This is a genomic window from Pseudomonas sp. TWR1-1-4 (genome assembly GCF_049897165.1).
In the GTDB taxonomy this organism is placed as follows: domain Bacteria; phylum Pseudomonadota; class Gammaproteobacteria; order Pseudomonadales; family Pseudomonadaceae; genus Aquipseudomonas; species Aquipseudomonas canadensis.
This window is the reverse complement of record NZ_JAFCVS010000008.1, coordinates 229,819-246,124: the sequence shown is the minus strand read 5'-3', so window position 1 is coordinate 246,124 and position 16,306 is coordinate 229,819. Positions and strand designations below refer to the sequence as shown.

General features: G+C 60.1%; 12 protein-coding genes. 4 read left to right on the top strand and 8 right to left on the bottom strand.

Going from position 1 to position 16,306, the window contains the following annotated elements:
* Nucleotides 1-62: 62 nt before the first annotated feature.
* Nucleotides 63-326 (bottom strand): hypothetical protein, encoded by a 264-nt coding sequence (locus ACP7C6_RS25650; protein ID WP_426109391.1) that lies wholly within the window; start codon nt 324-326, stop codon nt 63-65.
* A gap of 133 nt (nt 327-459) precedes the next feature.
* A complete protein-coding gene (locus ACP7C6_RS25645; protein ID WP_068933959.1) occupies nt 460-1,401 on the bottom strand; it encodes a LysR family transcriptional regulator in 942 nt (313 codons plus the stop codon).
* Between the two features lie 109 nt (nt 1,402-1,510).
* Here ACP7C6_RS25645 and ACP7C6_RS25640 point away from each other — a divergent pair, with 109 nt between their 5' ends.
* From ACP7C6_RS25640 to ACP7C6_RS25630, 3 genes are all read left to right on the top strand, one after another.
* Entirely contained in the window at nt 1,511-3,010 is a 1,500-nt protein-coding gene (locus ACP7C6_RS25640) for a CoA-acylating methylmalonate-semialdehyde dehydrogenase (protein WP_028619689.1), read from the top strand.
* Between the two features lie 240 nt (nt 3,011-3,250).
* The gene (locus tag ACP7C6_RS25635) at nt 3,251-4,189 is read left to right on the top strand and encodes a pectate lyase (RefSeq protein ID WP_028619690.1); all 939 of its coding nucleotides are present in this window, start codon (nt 3,251-3,253) and stop codon (nt 4,187-4,189) included.
* 251 nt (nt 4,190-4,440) lie between these two features.
* The gene (locus tag ACP7C6_RS25630) at nt 4,441-5,691 is read left to right on the top strand and encodes a glycoside hydrolase family 68 protein (RefSeq protein WP_028619691.1); all 1,251 of its coding nucleotides are present in this window, start codon (nt 4,441-4,443) and stop codon (nt 5,689-5,691) included.
* A 250-nt stretch (nt 5,692-5,941) separates the two neighbouring features.
* Here the strand turns inward: ACP7C6_RS25630 and ACP7C6_RS25625 are convergent, their stop codons facing one another.
* From ACP7C6_RS25625 to xylA, 4 genes are all read right to left on the bottom strand, one after another.
* Complete coding sequence (locus tag ACP7C6_RS25625) at nt 5,942-7,078, bottom strand: sugar ABC transporter permease (protein ID WP_028619692.1); 1,137 nt, start codon at nt 7,076-7,078, stop codon at nt 5,942-5,944.
* Nucleotides 7,079-8,623 carry a D-xylose ABC transporter ATP-binding protein gene (gene xylG / locus ACP7C6_RS25620; protein WP_426109390.1) on the bottom strand — a complete coding sequence of 515 codons (1,545 nt, stop codon included), beginning with the start codon at nt 8,621-8,623 and terminating at the stop codon, nt 7,079-7,081.
* A 5-nt stretch (nt 8,624-8,628) separates the two neighbouring features.
* Complete coding sequence (gene xylF / locus ACP7C6_RS25615) at nt 8,629-9,621, bottom strand: D-xylose ABC transporter substrate-binding protein (RefSeq protein ID WP_028619694.1); 993 nt, start codon at nt 9,619-9,621, stop codon at nt 8,629-8,631.
* Between the two features lie 245 nt (nt 9,622-9,866).
* Complete coding sequence (xylA, locus tag ACP7C6_RS25610) at nt 9,867-11,183, bottom strand: xylose isomerase (RefSeq protein WP_028619695.1); 1,317 nt, start codon at nt 11,181-11,183, stop codon at nt 9,867-9,869.
* A 138-nt stretch (nt 11,184-11,321) separates the two neighbouring features.
* Between xylA and ACP7C6_RS25605 the strand changes: the two genes are divergently transcribed.
* Nucleotides 11,322-12,491, top strand: a complete 1,170-nt coding sequence (locus ACP7C6_RS25605; RefSeq protein ID WP_308908675.1) for a XylR family transcriptional regulator — start codon at nt 11,322-11,324, stop codon at nt 12,489-12,491.
* Nucleotides 12,492-12,493: 2 nt separating this feature from the next.
* Here ACP7C6_RS25605 and ACP7C6_RS25600 read toward each other — a convergent pair whose 3' ends face one another.
* Together ACP7C6_RS25600 and ACP7C6_RS25595 are read right to left on the bottom strand one after the other, a co-directional pair.
* Nucleotides 12,494-13,759: a carbohydrate porin gene (locus ACP7C6_RS25600; RefSeq protein WP_122684322.1), complete on the bottom strand. Its 1,266-nt coding sequence runs from the start codon at nt 13,757-13,759 to the stop codon at nt 12,494-12,496.
* A 58-nt stretch (nt 13,760-13,817) separates the two neighbouring features.
* Nucleotides 13,818-16,226 carry a glucose/quinate/shikimate family membrane-bound PQQ-dependent dehydrogenase gene (locus tag ACP7C6_RS25595; RefSeq protein WP_068933944.1) on the bottom strand — a complete coding sequence of 803 codons (2,409 nt, stop codon included), beginning with the start codon at nt 16,224-16,226 and terminating at the stop codon, nt 13,818-13,820.
* Between the last annotated feature and the right edge of the window lie 80 nt (nt 16,227-16,306).

Here is a 16,306-nt window from a genome sequence, read left to right as displayed (position 1 = left end):
ATTTGTCCATTATGGACTTTTAGTTCTGCTGAGCAATATCCCGCGAGAAAAAAGCTGACGCCTTACTTACCCAGGTTCTGATTCATCAGATTGCCCAGCACCGGTCCCCGGCTGCCTGCTTGCCACTCATGGAAATTCTGGCAGCCCTGCACATTTGCCTCGGCGAGGTTGCTGCGCGGGTCGCAGATCATCGACCAGCGTTGCTGCAACGACGGGTACTTGATGAGGTCAGCCCGCGTGGGTGGCTGGCAGCCGAGCAGGGCAATGGCGGACATCACCGCAGCGGTGGTTTGAAAGGCGGTGGAGGGGACGATGTTCCAGTTCATGATGATCAACACTCCCCGCACGGGAGCCCTTGAGATGGAGCTGCAACGGCCTGGAGTGTTGTGGCCGCAAGAGAATCCTACGGGCCAATTGGTTCCTTAAAAAGATCCACTTCAAGTTGATTTGACCAGGCCATTAGTGGGTTTTGTATTGAAACCCGCCGGACAATTTCCCCTTCAAGTAACTGACCAGCTCACTCACCGCCTTCGGCACATGCGGCGAGTACGGTCGGATCAAATAGATCTCATCGGCAAACGCCCCCTTGAGCGTCCAGCCCTTGAGCACCTGCACCAACTTGCCGCTGGATAGGGCGGCATGGGCGCTGAAGTCCGGCAGCAGGGCGATGCCCAGGTGGTTGAGCGCCGAATCGCGCAGGGCTTCACTGTTATTGGTGGCGAAGCTGCCGGCGATGGGCACGGTGAGGCGTTCGACGTGTTTAGTGCCGCGTTCGAAGGTCCAGGCAGGCTGATCGGTGCCTCGTGGGTAGAACAGACAGTTGTGGGTGGACAGCTCACCGGGTTCGCGCGGTTCGCCGTGGCGCTGCAGGTAATCCTGGGTGGCGACCAGCACCGAGCCGGTGTCGCACAGCTTCCAGGCCACATGGGTTTCCGGCACCTGGAAACCGTGGCGCACGGCCAGGTCGTACCCTTCGGCGGCCAGAGAACTCAGGGCGTCCGACACATCCAGTTGGATGCGCACCTGCGGGTACTGTTGCAAAAACTCCGACAGATGCGGCACCAATTGCTGACGGGCAAACGCCACGGGCGCCGTCAGCCGCACCAGCCCGCGAATCTCTCCGACCGAGTCGCGCACAGACGAGAAGCTGCGGGCGATTTGCTCGTAGGCGCTGCGCACTTCACGGGTCAGCGACAACCCCGCATCGGTCAGCCTGACGCTGCGTGTGGTCCGCGTTACCAACCGCGTCCCGGTGGCTTTTTCCAGGTCAGAAATGCGCTGGCTCACGGCGGACTTACTGACGCCCAGACGCGCGGCAGCGGCGGTGTAGGTGCCTTGTTCTTCCAGCACCGACAGCCAGTGAATATGGGTCCACAGCCCTTCGATCTCAGTTTTTTCCATAATTGTATTGTTCGCATTAATGGACAATAAGTTCTGGATTCTGCTCTGGTTTGGAACAAATCGGAAGCCTATCGTGTGTCCCAACGCTACCCACCTGGGATTTACTGCCATGACAACCACAATCGAGCACTACATCAACGACCAGCGCGTGAGCCGCGATGATCGCTATCAGGACGTCTACAACCCGGCCACCGGCGAAAAGACTGGCCGCGTCGCCTTGGCCAGCCGCCAAACTGTCTCCGAAGCCGTGGCCGCTGCCCAGGCTGCCTTCGCCGACTGGGCCGACACTCCGCCCATCCGCCGCGCCCGCGTGTTGTTCGAATACCTGCACCTGCTGCGTGCACGCAAGGATGACCTGGCGCGCATCATCGTCGCCGAGCACGGCAAGGTCTTTACCGACGCCCAGGGTGAAGTCGACCGTGGCATCGACATTCTCGAATTTGCCTGCGGCATTCCCAACCTGCTCAAGGGCGAACACTCCGACCAGGTTTCCCGTGGCATGGACAACTGGACGATGCGCCAACCGCTCGGCGTTGTGGCCGGTGTTACACCGTTCAACTTCCCGGTGATGGTGCCAATGTGGATGTACCCGATCGCCATCGCGGCGGGCAATACCTTCATCCTCAAGCCAAGCCCGACCGACCCAAGCGCGTCGCTTTTCATGGCCGAACTGCTGCGCGAAGCCGGCTTGCCCAAAGGCGTGTTCAACGTGGTGCAGGGCGACAAGGAATCGGTTGATGCGCTGATCGAACACCCGGACGTCAAGGCCGTGAGCTTCGTTGGCTCTACCCCGATTGCCCAATACATCTACGAGACCGGCGCGCGCAATGGCAAGCGCGTGCAAGGCCTGGGCGGCGCCAAAAACCACATGGTGGTGATGCCCGACGCGGATATCGAAAAAACCGTCGACGCCCTGATGGGCGCCGCCTACGGCAGTGCTGGCGAACGCTGCATGGCCATCTCCGTCGCCGTGCTGGTGGGCGATGTGGGTGACAGAGTCATCGCCGCCTTGACCGAGCGTGCCAAGCAACTGCGCATCACCGACGGCCGCGACCTTAAGGCCGAAATGGGCCCGATCGTATCCCGCGCGGCGCTGGAGCGTATCAGCGGCTACATCGAACAAGGCGTACAGGCCGGCGCGCAACTGCTGCTCGACGGGCGCGACTACGTGCCCACCGAAGCGGGCCTGGAAAACGGCTTCTGGCTTGGAGCGACTTTGTTTGATCACGTGACCAAAGAGATGAGCATCTACCGCGAAGAAATCTTCGGCCCGGTGCTGGCCTGCGTGCGCGTGAATGACTTCGGCGAAGCGATCAAGCTGGTCAACGACCACGAATTCGGCAATGGCGTGAGCTGCTTCACCCGCGACGGCAATATCGCCCGCGAGTTTGCACGACGGATTGAAGTGGGCATGGTCGGCATCAACGTACCGATCCCGGTGCCGATGGCATGGCACGGGTTCGGCGGCTGGAAGAAGAGTCTGTTCGGCGACATGCATGCCTACGGCACTGAGGGCGTGCGCTTCTACACCAAGCAGAAGTCGATCATGCAGCGCTGGTCGGAGAGCATCGAGCAGGGCGCGGAGTTTGCGATGCCTGTGTCCAAGTAACGGCCAAAAGAACATAGCAGGGTAAATGTGGGAGGGGGCTTGCCCCCTCCCACATTTTTTGGCTGCGTAAGGGTTGACGATCCGGTGAATCGAGAATACTGTACATAAACACAGTGTTTAAGCGCTGATCGACCAACACCCGGCAACCTCAGTCCTGCCAAACACTGTGTGCAAGTTAACGGATTAACTTGATGCACAGGCTCGTCTTACCGAGCCATTTTATTGATAGAGAGGGAACTCATGTCCTATCCAGAAAGCAAACTCACCGGTTTGACCGGTTTCGCCCAAGCGGCAAAAGTGACAGGTGGCTGGTCCGGCCCTGTGGTCAGTATCACCACACTCGATCAACTCAAGGCTAATATCGGCGATACCACCCCACGGGTACTGGTGATCAACAGTAATATCTCGGCGTCGAGCCTGACTAAAGTCAACATGGGCGCCAACAAGACCCTGATTGGCTCGTTCCAGAACCGCACCCTGGAGAATATTCACCTGCGTGCAACGGCGCAGTCGCAGAACATTATTCTGCAGAATCTTATCTTCAAGCATTCGGCAAATATCAAGGCCAATGATGATATTCAGGTCTACTTGAACTACGGCAGCAAGTATTGGATTGACCATTGCTCTTTCGTCGGGCACAGCTGGTCCACCACTGACGGCAGTGAAGATAAACTGCTGTATATCGGTGAAAAGGCCGATTATGCCACCATCAGCAACTGCTTCTTTGGCAGCCACAAGTATGGCCTGATCTTCGGCCACCCGGCGGATGATAATAAAGCAGAGTTCAATGGTTATCCGCGCCTGACGCTGTGCCATAACCGCTTCGACAACATGGAAGTGCGTGCGCCTGGCTTGATGCGTTACGGTTATTTTCATGTGTACAACAACTACATCAATAACTTCCACCTCGGTTTTACCCTGGCACAAAACGCCAATATCCTTTCTGAAAGTAACTACTTTGGCGAAGGCAGCCAAAATAAAGGCATGTTGGACGACAAAGGCACTGGCACGTTCACCGATACCAACAGTGTCCCGCCGATCACCAATCAGAAGTCGCCTAAAGCGCAATGGACGGCCCTTTCCAACTATGGCTATACCTTGAAGACCGCCGCACAAGCCAAGGACTTTACCCAGAAGAATGCCGGCGCCCAGTCGGTAGCCCTGATCTTTGGTAGTTGATTAGCTAGCTTTCTACTTAACGATCATTTAATACGGGTGCCACTGTATTTATATCAAGGATATAAATACAGTGATGGCCTTTGTAATCTAAATAATTCTTCATGTTGCGACAGGTAGGTTTCCATGTTAAACCTTATTTCGCACTTGCAGAGCCAACTATCTCTTGCTCTTTCAGCCACTATTAAGTTGTTGGCTGTCATGTGCTATTTAATCTTCGCTTGTCACTTAAGCGTCAGCAAAAGGACATCATCATGAAACACGCGAATCACACACCCACTCGCTGGACACGGGCCGATGCGCTGAAAGTTAATGAGAATGACCCGACGACGACACAGCCGTTAGTGAGTCCTGACTTTCCTGTCATGAGTGACACGGTCTTTATCTGGGACACCATGCCCTTGCGTGAACTGGATGGCACGGTGGTATCGGTCAATGGCTGGTCGGTGATCTTCACCCTGACCGCCGACCGTCGTCCCCATGACCCACAATTCATCAACGCCGATGGCCGCTACGACATCAAGCGCGATTGGGAAGACCGCCATGGCCATGCGCGTATCTGCTATTGGTACTCGCGCACCGGCAAGGACTGGATCTTCGGCGGCCGGGTCATGGCCGAAGGGGTTTCGCCGACCACGCGTGAATGGGCAGGCACACCGATCCTGCTGAATAACAACGGTGATATCGACCTGTACTACACCTGCGTCACACCGGGCGCCACCATTGCCAAAGTCAGGGGCCAAGTGGTTACGTCGGATACCGGCGTTACCCTGCAGGGCTTTGATCAGGTCAAATCACTGTTTGATGCCGACGGCATCTATTACCAAACCGAAGCGCAAAATTCGACCTGGAACTTTCGCGATCCCAGCCCCTTTATCGATCCCAAAGATGGCAAGTTGTACATGGTGTTTGAAGGCAACGTTGCCGGCGAGCGCGGGACTCACGAAGTGGGCCCGAATGAAATAGGCCTGGTGCCGCCAGGGCATGAAGATGTCGGCGGGGCACGTTATCAGGTTGGCTGCATCGGCATCGCCGTGGCCAAAGACCTTAACGGTGACGAGTGGGAAATTCTGCCGCCCCTGGTCACTGCCGTGGGGGTCAACGACCAGACCGAGCGTCCGCACTATGTGTTCCAGGACGACAAGTATTACCTGTTCACCATCAGCCACAAATTCACTTACGCGGACGGCGTGACCGGCCCGGATGGCGTTTATGGGTTTGTCAGTGATCACCTGTTTGGTCCCTATACGCTGATGAACGCTTCCGGCCTGGTGCTTGGCAATCCGCCTTCGCAGCCATTCCAGACGTATTCCCATTGCGTGATGCCCAATGGCCTGGTGACCTCGTTTATCGACAGCGTGCCCACCAGCGGCGATGACTACCGCATCGGCGGCACCGAAGCACCCACCGTGAGGATTGTATTGAAAGGCGATCGCTCGTTTGTGCAGGAGGCTTACGACTACGGTTACATCCCGGCGATGCGCGATGTTGTGTTGAGCCAGTAACTCACTAAAAAGCCACTCTTCGGAGTGGCTTTTTTACGCCTGTTTTTTATGCCTGCGCTGTTGATGGCTTCAGGCGCGCGAGGGTGGATCGCAGGCTCGCCATTGATTCCTGCAGGCACAAGGCGACAAAGATTGCCTAGGAAACGTCCTGCAATTAAACGCGACACGCCTTGCTGGCGCTTCTCAAACCATGACCGAATGCCGCTAACGCCACCTCTCAATGTGGGAGCTTCGGTGTTTTTCCGGACCGTTACCTACGACCTGTCCGCGTACTCACATCCACCCACACCGCCAACACCAGAATGCTGCCCTTCACAATCATCTGCCAGTAACTGTCCACATCCAGCATCGACATGCCATTGTCCAGGCTGGTAATCACCAGCGCGCCCAACAACGCGCCGTACACCGTGCCCGAGCCGCCACGCATGGACGTGCCGCCGATAAAACACGCAGCGATGGCATCCAGCTCGCCCATATTCCCCGCCGACGGCGAACCGGCAGCGAGGCGGGCGGTGTTGACCAGGCCGGCGAGGGCGCACATCACGCCCATGATGCCGAAGATCCACAGCTTCACCGCCTGCACGTTGATGCCCGACAGGCGCGTGGCTTCCATGTTGCTGCCCACCGCGTAGACGCGGCGGCCGAACACGGTCTGGCTGGTGACGTAGCTGAATACGCCCAGAAGCACGAGTAGAAGCAAGACGGGGACGGGAATGCCGTCGTAACTGTTGAGCGTGGTGACGAACCCGGCCAGCACGGCGCCGATAAGTACCACGCGCACCAGATCACGCACGAGGGAATGTGCCGCAAGACCATGCAGCGCGCGATTGCGTCGTTGTTTCCACGTGAGGAACAGCGTCAGTGCAAACAACAAGACGCCGAGCCCAATACCCACCGAATGCGGCAGATACCCCTGGCCCACATACACCAGCGACGGCGAAACCGGCGCGATGGTGGTACCGCCCGTGATCCCCAGCAGAATCCCGCGAAATGCCAGCATCCCACCCAAGCCAACGATAAACGAAGGAATCCGCAGGTACGCGGTCATGTAGCCGTTGGCCACGCCGATCATCAGCCCACACAACGCCACCAGGCTCAGGTTGGCCAGCAGCGGCACGTGATAAACCACATCAAGGATCGCCGCCAACCCGCCCAGCAACCCGAGCAATGACCCCACTGACAAATCAATCTCGCCGCTGATGATCACCAGCACCATGCCGCACGCCAATATCCCGGTGATCGACATCTGCCGCAGCAGGTTGGACAGGTTACGTGGTGTGAGAAACCCGCCCTCGGTCTGCCAGCTGAAAAACAGCCAGATCACCGCTACGGCGATCACCAGGGCGAGCATTTTGTAGCGGGTAAACAGCTGTTTGAGCTGATTCATCTACGCGGTCTTCCGATCATTATTGTTATGGCTGAGCGCAGCCGCGAGCACCTGTTCTTGGGTGAGGCCGTTGTTGACGAAATCACCGCGCAGCTGGCCTTCGCCGATCACCAGCACGCGGTCGGAGACCCCGAGTACTTCGGCCAGCTCCGAGGACACCATGATGATTGACACCCCTTCGGCCGCCAGGGCGTTCATCAACTTGTAGATCTCATATTTGGCGCCCACGTCCACGCCCCGCGTGGGTTCGTCGAGGATCAACACCTTGGGCTTGGCCATCAGCATTTTCGCCAGCACGGCCTTTTGCTGATTACCCCCGGACAGGCTGGTGATCGGCAAAAACGGGCTGGAGGTCTTCAGGTGCATGCGTGCGATCTGCTGGTCGATGCTGCCCAGTTCGGCTTCGGCATCGATCCGCGTCATGTGCGCATAGGTATCGAGCACCGCCAGGGTGATGTTCTGGCCCACGCCCAGGTCGGGAATGATGCCCTGGCGCTTGCGGTCCTCGGGCACCATGCACAGCCCGGCGCGGATGGATTTGAGCGGCGTGCGTGTGTCGATCACCTGGCCGTCCAACCACACCTCGGCGCTGTAGTGCCCTGGGTAGGCGCCGAACAGTGTCGACACCAGTTCCGTACGCCCGGCGCCCACCAACCCGGCAATGCCGAGGATTTCCCCGCGTTTGAGCACGAAGGAAATGTCGTCCACAAGCTTGCGCTTGGGGTTGTCGACGTCATAGCAGGTGACGTTGCGCGCCTCGAAAATCACCTCGCCTACGTCATGCGGCTCGGTGGGGTAGAGGTTGCTCATCTCGCGGCCGACCATCTGGGTGATGATCTGCGCGATGTCCATGTCGGCCATGGCCGTGGTCGCGATGTGCTTGCCATCGCGGATCACCGCAATGGTGTCGCACACCGCCGCCACTTCATCGAGCTTGTGGGAGATGTACACGCAGGCCACGCCCTTGGCCTTGAGGCCGCGGATGATGTCCAGCAGTACTTCGATTTCAGAGCGCGTCAGGGCCGAGGAGGGCTCATCGAGAATCAACAGGCGCGCCTGTTTATTCAGGGCCTTGGCGATTTCCACCAATTGCTGGTAGCCGCCGCCGTACTGCGACACCGGCAGCGCGACGTTCATGTCCGGTACCTTGAGCTCGCGCATCAAGGCTTCGGCGCGGTGGATCATCGCCGGGTAGTTCATGCGCCCACCCGGCAAGGTCAGTTCGTGGCCCATGAAGATGTTTTCGGCCACCGACAAGTCAGGCACCAGGGTCAGTTCCTGGTGAATGATCACGATCCCCGCCGCCTCGGTCTCGCTGATCGACTGAGCCTCGAGCGGCTGCCCGTCCCAGAGGATTTCACCGTCCCAGGTGCCGTACGGATAAACCGCCGACAGCACCTTCATCAGGGTTGATTTACCGGCGCCGTTCTCGCCGCACAGGCCGACGCATTCCCCCGGCCGTACCTTGATGTCGATGCCGTTGAGGGCGTTGACACCGCCAAAGGTTTTGACGATGCCGTTCATTTGCAGCAGGTAGTCGGACATGGCGGTCACTGCCCGGCAATCTGCTCTTTGGTATAGAACCCGTCTTTCTCCAACAGATCGATATTGGCTTTGGTCAGCGGGGTAGGCGTGAGCAGGATGGTGTCGACCTTCTTGCTGCCGTTGTCGTACTGCGAGCTGTAGGTCGGCTTCTCGTTACGCGCCAGTTGCACCGAGAGCTTGGCGGCTTCGGTGGCGATCAGCTTGAGCGGCTTGTACACCGTCATGGTTTGGGTGCCGTCGATCACGCGCTTGATCGCGGCCAGGTCGGCGTCCTGCCCGGAGATCGGCACCTTGCCCGCCAGTTTCTGCGCGGCCAGGGCCTGGATCGCACCGCCAGCGGTGGCGTCGTTGGAGGCGACGATGGCGTCGATTTTGTTGTTGTTCCGGGTCAGGGCGTTTTCGACGATGCTCAGGGCTTCGGTGGGGTTCCACTCCTTGACCCACTGCTGGCCGACCACCTTGATATCGCCCTTGTCGATGGCCGGTTGCAGCACCTTCATCTGGCCTTCGCGGAGCACCTTGGCGTTGTTATCGGTGGGCGCGCCGCCGAGCAGGAAGTAGTTGCCCTTGGGCGCCGCTTGCAACACGCCGCTGGCCTGCATTTCGCCGACTTTTTCGTTATCGAAGGAGATGTAGGCGTCGATGTCCGCGTTGAGAATCAGGCGGTCGTAGGACACCACCTTGATCCCGGCTTTCTTGGCTTCTGCGACGGCGTTGGTGAGCACGGTGGCGTTGAACGGCACGATGACGATCACGTCGACGCCACGGGAAATCAGGTTTTCAATCTGCGAGATCTGCTTCTGCTCGTTGGCATCGGCCGATTGCACGAAGACCTTGGCGTCGAGTTTTTCTGCAGCTGCGACGAAGTAGTCGCGGTCGCGGGACCAGCGTTCCAGGCGCAGGTCGTCGATGGAAAAGCCGATTTTCGGGTGGGCTGAGTCGGCCATGACTGGCAGGGCGAGCAGGGCCAGGGCAGTGGCGATGAGTGTACGTTTCATGATTGTGCGTCCTTTTATTGTTGTTGGAAGACTCTAGACAAACACTGTATCCGTGGTGAGCGGGCTTGCTGTGGTGAGCGGGCTTGCCCCGCGCTGGGCTGCGAAGCAGCCCCAAAACCAGGCACCTCAGAGTGTCAGGTAAAAACACATCGCCTGCAGTGGGGCCGCTACGCGCCCCAGCGCGGGGCAAGCCCGCTCACCACAAACAAGCCAACACCCCACAAGCAAGCCCGCTCGCCACAGTGCTAGCGGTAGATAAACCGATTCACAACACCTTCAAGCATCTCCTGCCGCCCACTCACCGCCTGCGGGTTCAGCTCCTGGGCAAACGCATGCTCAGCCAGTGATTCCAGGCTGAACTCACCCGCCAGCACGGCCTGGCCCAACGGTTGCTGCCAGCCGGCATAACGTTGGTCCTTGAACTGCTGCAACCGGTCGTTCTCGACCATCGCCGCCGCGCGTTCCAGTGCCAGGGCCAGCACATCCATGGCCGCCACATGCCCGTGGAACAAGTCCACATCGTCCAGGCTCTGGCGACGCACCTTGGAGTCGAAGTTATAGCCGCCGTTCTTAAAACCGCCAGCCCTGAGGATTTCATAGGTGGCCAGGGTCATCTCTTCGACGCTGTTGGGGAACTGGTCGGTATCCCAGCCGTTCTGCGGGTCGCCTCGGTTGGCGTCGATACTGCCGAAGATCCCCAGGGACACGGCGGTGGCAATCTCATGATGAAAGCTGTGCCCGGCCAGGGTCGCGTGGTTGGCCTCGATGTTTACCTTGATCTCCTGTTCCAGGCCGTATTCATGCAGGAAGCCAAACACCGTGGCGCTGTCGTAATCGTATTGGTGCTTGGTCGGTTCCTGGGGCTTGGGTTCGATCAGCAGGTCGCCCTTGAAGCCGATCTTATACTTGTGTTCCACCACCATGCGCATGAAGCGCCCGAGTTGTTCGCGCTCGCGCTTGAGGTCGGTGTTGAGCAGGGTTTCATAACCTTCGCGGCCACCCCACAGCACATAGTTGGCGCCCTTGAGCCGCAGGGTCGCATTCATCGCGCTGAAAACTTGGGCAGCGGCGTAGGCAAACACCTCCGGGTCCGGGTTACTGGCGGCGCCGGCGGCAAAGCGCGGGTTGCTGAAGCAGTTGGCAGTGCCCCAAAGAAGCTTGATCCCGGTCTGTTCCTGATGGCGCTCCAGGTGATCGACCATCTGCGCAAAGTGGTGGCGGTATTCCTTGAGCGAGCTGCCTTCGGGGGCGACGTCCGTGTCGTGAAAGCTGTAGTAGTCGATGCCCAGCTTGGAGAAAAATTCGAAGGCGGCGTCTGCCTTGCCGATGGCCAATTCCATCGGGTCGCCGCTGCGCTGCCACGGCCGCTTGAAGGTGCCCACCCCAAACATATCCGCCCCCGGCCAGACGAAGGTGTGCCAATAACAGGCCGCCATGCGCAAGTGTTCGCGCATGGGTTTGCCGAGGATGAGCTTGTTGGCGTCGTAATGGCGAAAGGCGAGGGGGGCATCGCTATTGGGGCCTTCGAAGCGAACCTTCTCGACACCGGGGAAGTACGGCATGGCGTTTTCCTTATTGTTCTTGGCGGTGGCTCGATACTAGCAACGGCGTGCGGCCTGCCGATTACGAAAATCACCAAGAGACGGTGCGATTTTGCGTGGCAGGGACTAGTCTGTTTTGATCGGCCCAGGACAACAACAATGAAAACCCTACCGCCCGTGCACCGCATTGCCTTGCTGTTCAACGGCAGCAAAATCTACGACCGTGGCATCATCGCCGGCATCGGCAATTACCTGAGCAGCACTCGCGCCTCCTGGGACTTGTTCCTGGAAGAAGACTTTCTGTGTCGCCTCAAAGGCATCGAGCGCTGGCAGGGCGATGGCATCATTGCCGACTTCGACGACCCGCTGATTGGCGAGGCGCTGGCCGGGAGCAAGGTGCCGGTGGTGGCGGTTGGGGGTTCTTACGAGGATGTGCGCGCCTATCCCAAGGGCATTCCCTACGTGGCCACGGACAACTATGCGTTGATCAAGTTGGCCTACGAACATTTGATCGAGGCCGGCCTGACCCGGTTTGCCTGTTTCAGCCTGCCTGAAGCCCAGGCCAATCGCTGGGCCCAGGAGCGTGAAAAAGCCTTTCGCCGCCTGCTGCAACGGGACGGTTTGCAGGTCGAGGTCTATCGTGGGCTGGGCACCAGTGCGCCGCTGTGGGACAGCGCCGTCGAACAGCAAATCGCCTGGCTGCACAGCCTGCCAAAACCCATCGGCATCATCGCCGTCACCGACGCCCGCGCGCGGCAGTTGCTGCAAGCGTGTCTCACGGCAGGGATTGCCGTGCCGGAAGAGGTGGCGCTGATCGGCATCGACAATGATCCGCTGACCCGAACCCTCACACGGGTGCCGTTGAGTTCGGTGATCCAGGGTACGGAAACCATGGGCCGTACCGCCGCCGCGTTGCTGCATCAGATGTTGCACGGCAAGCCTTGTAAGGCGGAGCAGATCCTGGTGCCGCCGGAGGCAATCAATGTGCAAGCGTCCAGCCTGCATCAGCCCTTGGGCAATCCGTATGTGATGCAGGCGTTGTTGTTTATCCGTCAGTACGCGTGCCAAGGGATCAAGACAGCCCAAGTGGCGGGGTACGTGGGGATATCGCGTTCATCCCTGGAGTCGCATTTTCGCAAGGAACGCGGGTGCAGCGTGCATGACGAGATCCTGCGCTTCAAACTCGCCGCGGCCGCCAAGGGCCTGCAGAATCAGGCCCTGGCGATTGCCGATATTGCGCAAAGCTGCGGCTTCAAATCCGCGCAGTACCTGCACACGGTGTTCCGCCGCGAGTTTGGATGTACGCCACGCGAGTATCAGCAGGGTTAGGCCTAGAACACGGCCTTGACTTGCAAGCCCAGCACCAGCGCGTTGTCGATGTTCTCGCCTGAGAACGCCCCCGGTTCGAGGATGTATTGCACATCCGGGCGCAGGGTCAGCCAGGGCGTGGCCTGGTAGCCGTAGCTGAGTTCGATCAGCTGTTCTGCATTGTTCAGGCTGGGGTAGTCGTTACCGGCGTTGAACGCGGCCAATTCCTGCACCTCGCGGCTGCGGGGGTTGGGCACGGCGCGACCATAACCCAGGGCCAGGGTGTCACGCGGCCGGCCTTCGAACGGTTTGTACAGCACCACGCCCGCGCCATACCATTTGCTGAACGGCGAGGCCGCTTCACTGGCGGCGGAGTATTGGCCGAAGGCGTGCAGCACGCGGCCAGCGGAGGAGTCGGAAGCCCAAACGGCCTGGTCGATCAGCAGGTAGTGGCCGCCGCGACCGCTGACCTCCTTGCTGCTGCCGATGCGTTTCACGTCGGAGCTGTCGTAGTAATAGCCCAGCTTGTATTCACCCGGCAGGTTGCCCGCGTGTTTGTACACCAGCTCGATCGGCACCACGGTGCCGGTAGTGTGTTTGGGGCTCAGCTTCCAGGCGCGGCTGGAATTGCCGTTGCTTTCCGGGTCCACGTTGAACGCGGCGACGCGCAGTTGCCAGTTGGGGGCGAAGTCGTATTTCACCCGCGCACCCAGGCGCGCATTCGGGTAGTTGGTCCAGCCACTGCCGCCGGACATATTCAGCGGGTGCCCGCAGAAACCGGCGTTCATGAAGTTGCACAGGATCCCGCTGTCCAGGCCGCCGAGGTCGTTGCCCATGGCCATGTAGCCGAGCTTGACGTTGAGTGCCGGGGTATACAGGGTGCGCTCGTAGCTCAGCTCGGTCAGGCGCGTGTAGAGGCCGCCGTAGTTTTCCTGGATTGGCAGGCGGTTGCCCACCAAATCCTCGGAAGCGCTGTTGCCACGACGGTCGTTGATAGTGACCTGAATGCGATCGCCATTATTGAAGCCATACAGCTTGCCCAGGTCGAACTGCACGCCCAGCTTGAGGTTCTGCGAGTAACGCGCCGAACGGTGCTGGCCGCCGTGAGCGTTGTAGGCGGTTTCGCCGCTGTAGTCGCCGGTAAAGCGGATGCCTTGTGCATCGAGTTCACGGCGCAGGCCGCCCCAGTCGCCGGTCAGGGTGGTGTCATCGGCTTGCACGGGCAGTGCGGCGCCCAGGGCCAGGCCCAGCAACAGGCGCCCAAGGGGAATAGGAGAAGTGGGGGTCATGCGGGTTCTTCCAGACAGAAGGCGCGGCGCCGGAGGGAGGCGCCGCGCGAACAGGGGGTTATGGCAGGGCGTAGGCGATCACGTAGTCGCCACGGTCGGTGGACTGACGTGCGCCGCCGGCGGTGATGACGATGTATTGCTTGCCGGTTTTCGGCGACACGTAAGTCATCGGGCCACCTTGGCTGCCCACGGGCAGGCGGGCTTTCCAGACTTCATCACCGTTGCCGCTGTTAAAGGCGCGCAGGTAGAAATCCTGGGTGCCGGCGATGAAGATCAGGCCGCCCTGGGTCGACAAGGTGCCGCCGAGGGTCGGCAGACCGATCTTGATCGGCAGGTGCATGCGGATCCCCAGCGGACCGGTGTCCTCAACAGTGCCTACCGGCACTTGCCAGGCGACCTTTTGCGTCTTCATGTCGATCGCGGTCAGGGTGCCGAACGGCGGCGCCTGGCACGGAATGCCGGCCACCGACAGGAAGCGGTTCTTGTTCACGGCATACGGCGTGCCCTTGAGCGGCACGGCGCCCATGCCGGTGTTCAGCGCTTCGCCACCGGACGCGGCCTGGGCCTTGTTCTGCGACGGCACCATCTGGATCCACAGGCCCAGGCGCATGTCATTGACGAAGATAAAACCGTGTACTGGGTCGGTGGAAATGCTGCCCCAGTTCATGCCGCCCAGGGAGCCTGGGAAACTCAGGGATTTATCGGTTCCCGGCGCGGTGTACAGGCCGTCGTAGCGCATGCCCTTGAAGTCGATGCGGCACAGCAATTGGTCAAACGGCGTGGCGCCCCACATGTCCGATTCAGTCAGGGTTTGCGCGCCAATCTGCGGCATGCCGACTGATTTTGGCTGGGTCGGGGAGTAGGGTTCGTTAGGGATGTTGGCGGCCTTGACTGGGACTTCCTGCACGTCAGTCAGCGGTTTGCCGGTGGCGCGGTCGAGCACGTAGATCTGCCCGGCCTTGGTGCCGATCACTACCGCAGGCACGGCTTTATCGCTGCCCGGTGGCGTGAAGTCGATCAGGCTTGGCTGCATCGGCAGGTCGAAGTCCCACAGGTCATTGTGGACGGTCTGGTACACCCACTTTTCGGTACCGGTGGAGGCGTCCAGCGCCAATACCGACGCGCCGTATTTGTGGTTGAGCTGGGTGCGTTCCACGCCGTAGATGTCGGTGGACGAGCTGCCCATCGGCAAGAACACAGTGTTCATCAGCGGGTCATAGGACATCGGCGCCCAGCTGTTCGGGGTGCTGCGCACATAGGTGCTGCCGTCGGCCGGGGCTTTTTTGTCTTCCGGGTTGCCCGGGTCGAAAGCCCAGCGCATCTGGCCGGTGATCACGTCGAAGCCACGGATCACACCGCCCGGCATGTCGGTTTGCACGTTGTCGGCCACGCGGCCGCCTACCACTACGGTGGTGCCGGCCATCAGCGGTGCCGAGGACAGTTGGTAGTAGCTGTCCGGCACGTTACCCAGGCCGGCTTTCAAATCCACTTGGCCGTGGGTGCCGAAGTCTTCGCAGAACTTGCCGGTGTCGGCGTCCACGGCGATCAGGCGCGCATCGATGGTGTTGGTCAGCAGACGGCGCTGGCATTGCGCACCGGCCGGAACGCTGGCGGCCGTGATCGGCGAGCTGTTGGGCTGGGTCGGCTGGGCAATCGGCGCGGTGGCGTCGAAATACGCCATGCCACGGCAACGCTGCCAGACCGCCGATTTGGCGTTGACCTCGTTCTTCCACAGTTCTTTGCCGGTGTCGGCGTCAAGGGCGATCAGGTTGTTGTGTGGTGTACAGATGAACACCTTGTTACCGATCTGCAGGGGCGTCAGTTGGTCTTCGGCACCGTTGCCGTCGCTGATGGCTACATCACCGGTGTGATAGGTCCAGGCCACTTTGAGCTTGTTGACCGTGTCACGGTTGATCTGGTCCAGCGCGGCAAAGCGGCTGCCACCTTCGGTGTTGCCGTAGTGCGCCCAGTCTTTCTGCGCATCCGCTGCAGCCACCGGGGTGATGCCAGGGCCGGCGCCGGTCGGTGCCACGCTCGGGTGGGCGACGAACATATTGCCTGCCGCGACTGCTACGCCCACCGCCAGTACGGCAGCCACCGCATAGGCGCCCCGTGCAGGCCGGTTGACGAGCAACGGGTACACCAGCGCCACCACCATGCCAATGGCCGCAAACATGAATACGCGGGAGAACAATGGCCAGAATACCAGGCCCACATCCGCCACGGCCCAAATGGCCGTGCCGATCAGGAAGGCTGCGAACAACCACGCACCGGCCGGCTTGCGGCCGGCGATCAACAGCCCGGCGATCGCCATGATTGCGCCGCCGATCAGGAAGTACCAGGAACCTCCCAGACTGACCAGTTTGACGCCGCCAATGGCGAGCGCGAGGCCGAGCAGGGCGATGATCACGCCCAGGCCCAGCAGTAAGAATCTAGAGGCGCCAGCAGCGCGCGATGCTCGTTTCATGTCGAAAGGACTCGAATGTGAGAGGGCAAAGACGCGATTTTAGCAAGATAAGTAACTGGTTAGTACATTAGAGTCCTGCA

Excerpts from the sequence above, each read along its gene's own strand:
- ACP7C6_RS25605 (WP_308908675.1), top strand. The coding sequence starts at position 11,322 with ATGAAAACCCTACCGCCCGTGCACCGCATTGCCTTGCTGTTCAACGGC.
- xylF (WP_028619694.1), bottom strand. The coding sequence starts at position 9,621 with ATGAAACGTACACTCATCGCCACTGCCCTGGCCCTGCTCGCCCTGCCA.
- ACP7C6_RS25630 (WP_028619691.1), top strand. The coding sequence starts at position 4,441 with ATGAAACACGCGAATCACACACCCACTCGCTGGACACGGGCCGATGCG.
- ACP7C6_RS25600 (WP_122684322.1), bottom strand. The coding sequence starts at position 13,759 with ATGACCCCCACTTCTCCTATTCCCCTTGGGCGCCTGTTGCTGGGCCTG.
- ACP7C6_RS25640 (WP_028619689.1), top strand. The coding sequence starts at position 1,511 with ATGACAACCACAATCGAGCACTACATCAACGACCAGCGCGTGAGCCGC.
- xylG (WP_426109390.1), bottom strand. The coding sequence starts at position 8,623 with ATGTCCGACTACCTGCTGCAAATGAACGGCATCGTCAAAACCTTTGGC.
- ACP7C6_RS25650 (WP_426109391.1), bottom strand. The coding sequence starts at position 326 with ATGAACTGGAACATCGTCCCCTCCACCGCCTTTCAAACCACCGCTGCG.
- xylA (WP_028619695.1), bottom strand. The coding sequence starts at position 11,183 with ATGCCGTACTTCCCCGGTGTCGAGAAGGTTCGCTTCGAAGGCCCCAAT.
- ACP7C6_RS25625 (WP_028619692.1), bottom strand. The coding sequence starts at position 7,078 with ATGAATCAGCTCAAACAGCTGTTTACCCGCTACAAAATGCTCGCCCTG.
- ACP7C6_RS25645 (WP_068933959.1), bottom strand. The coding sequence starts at position 1,401 with ATGGAAAAAACTGAGATCGAAGGGCTGTGGACCCATATTCACTGGCTG.
- ACP7C6_RS25595 (WP_068933944.1), bottom strand. The coding sequence starts at position 16,226 with ATGAAACGAGCATCGCGCGCTGCTGGCGCCTCTAGATTCTTACTGCTG.
- ACP7C6_RS25635 (WP_028619690.1), top strand. The coding sequence starts at position 3,251 with ATGTCCTATCCAGAAAGCAAACTCACCGGTTTGACCGGTTTCGCCCAA.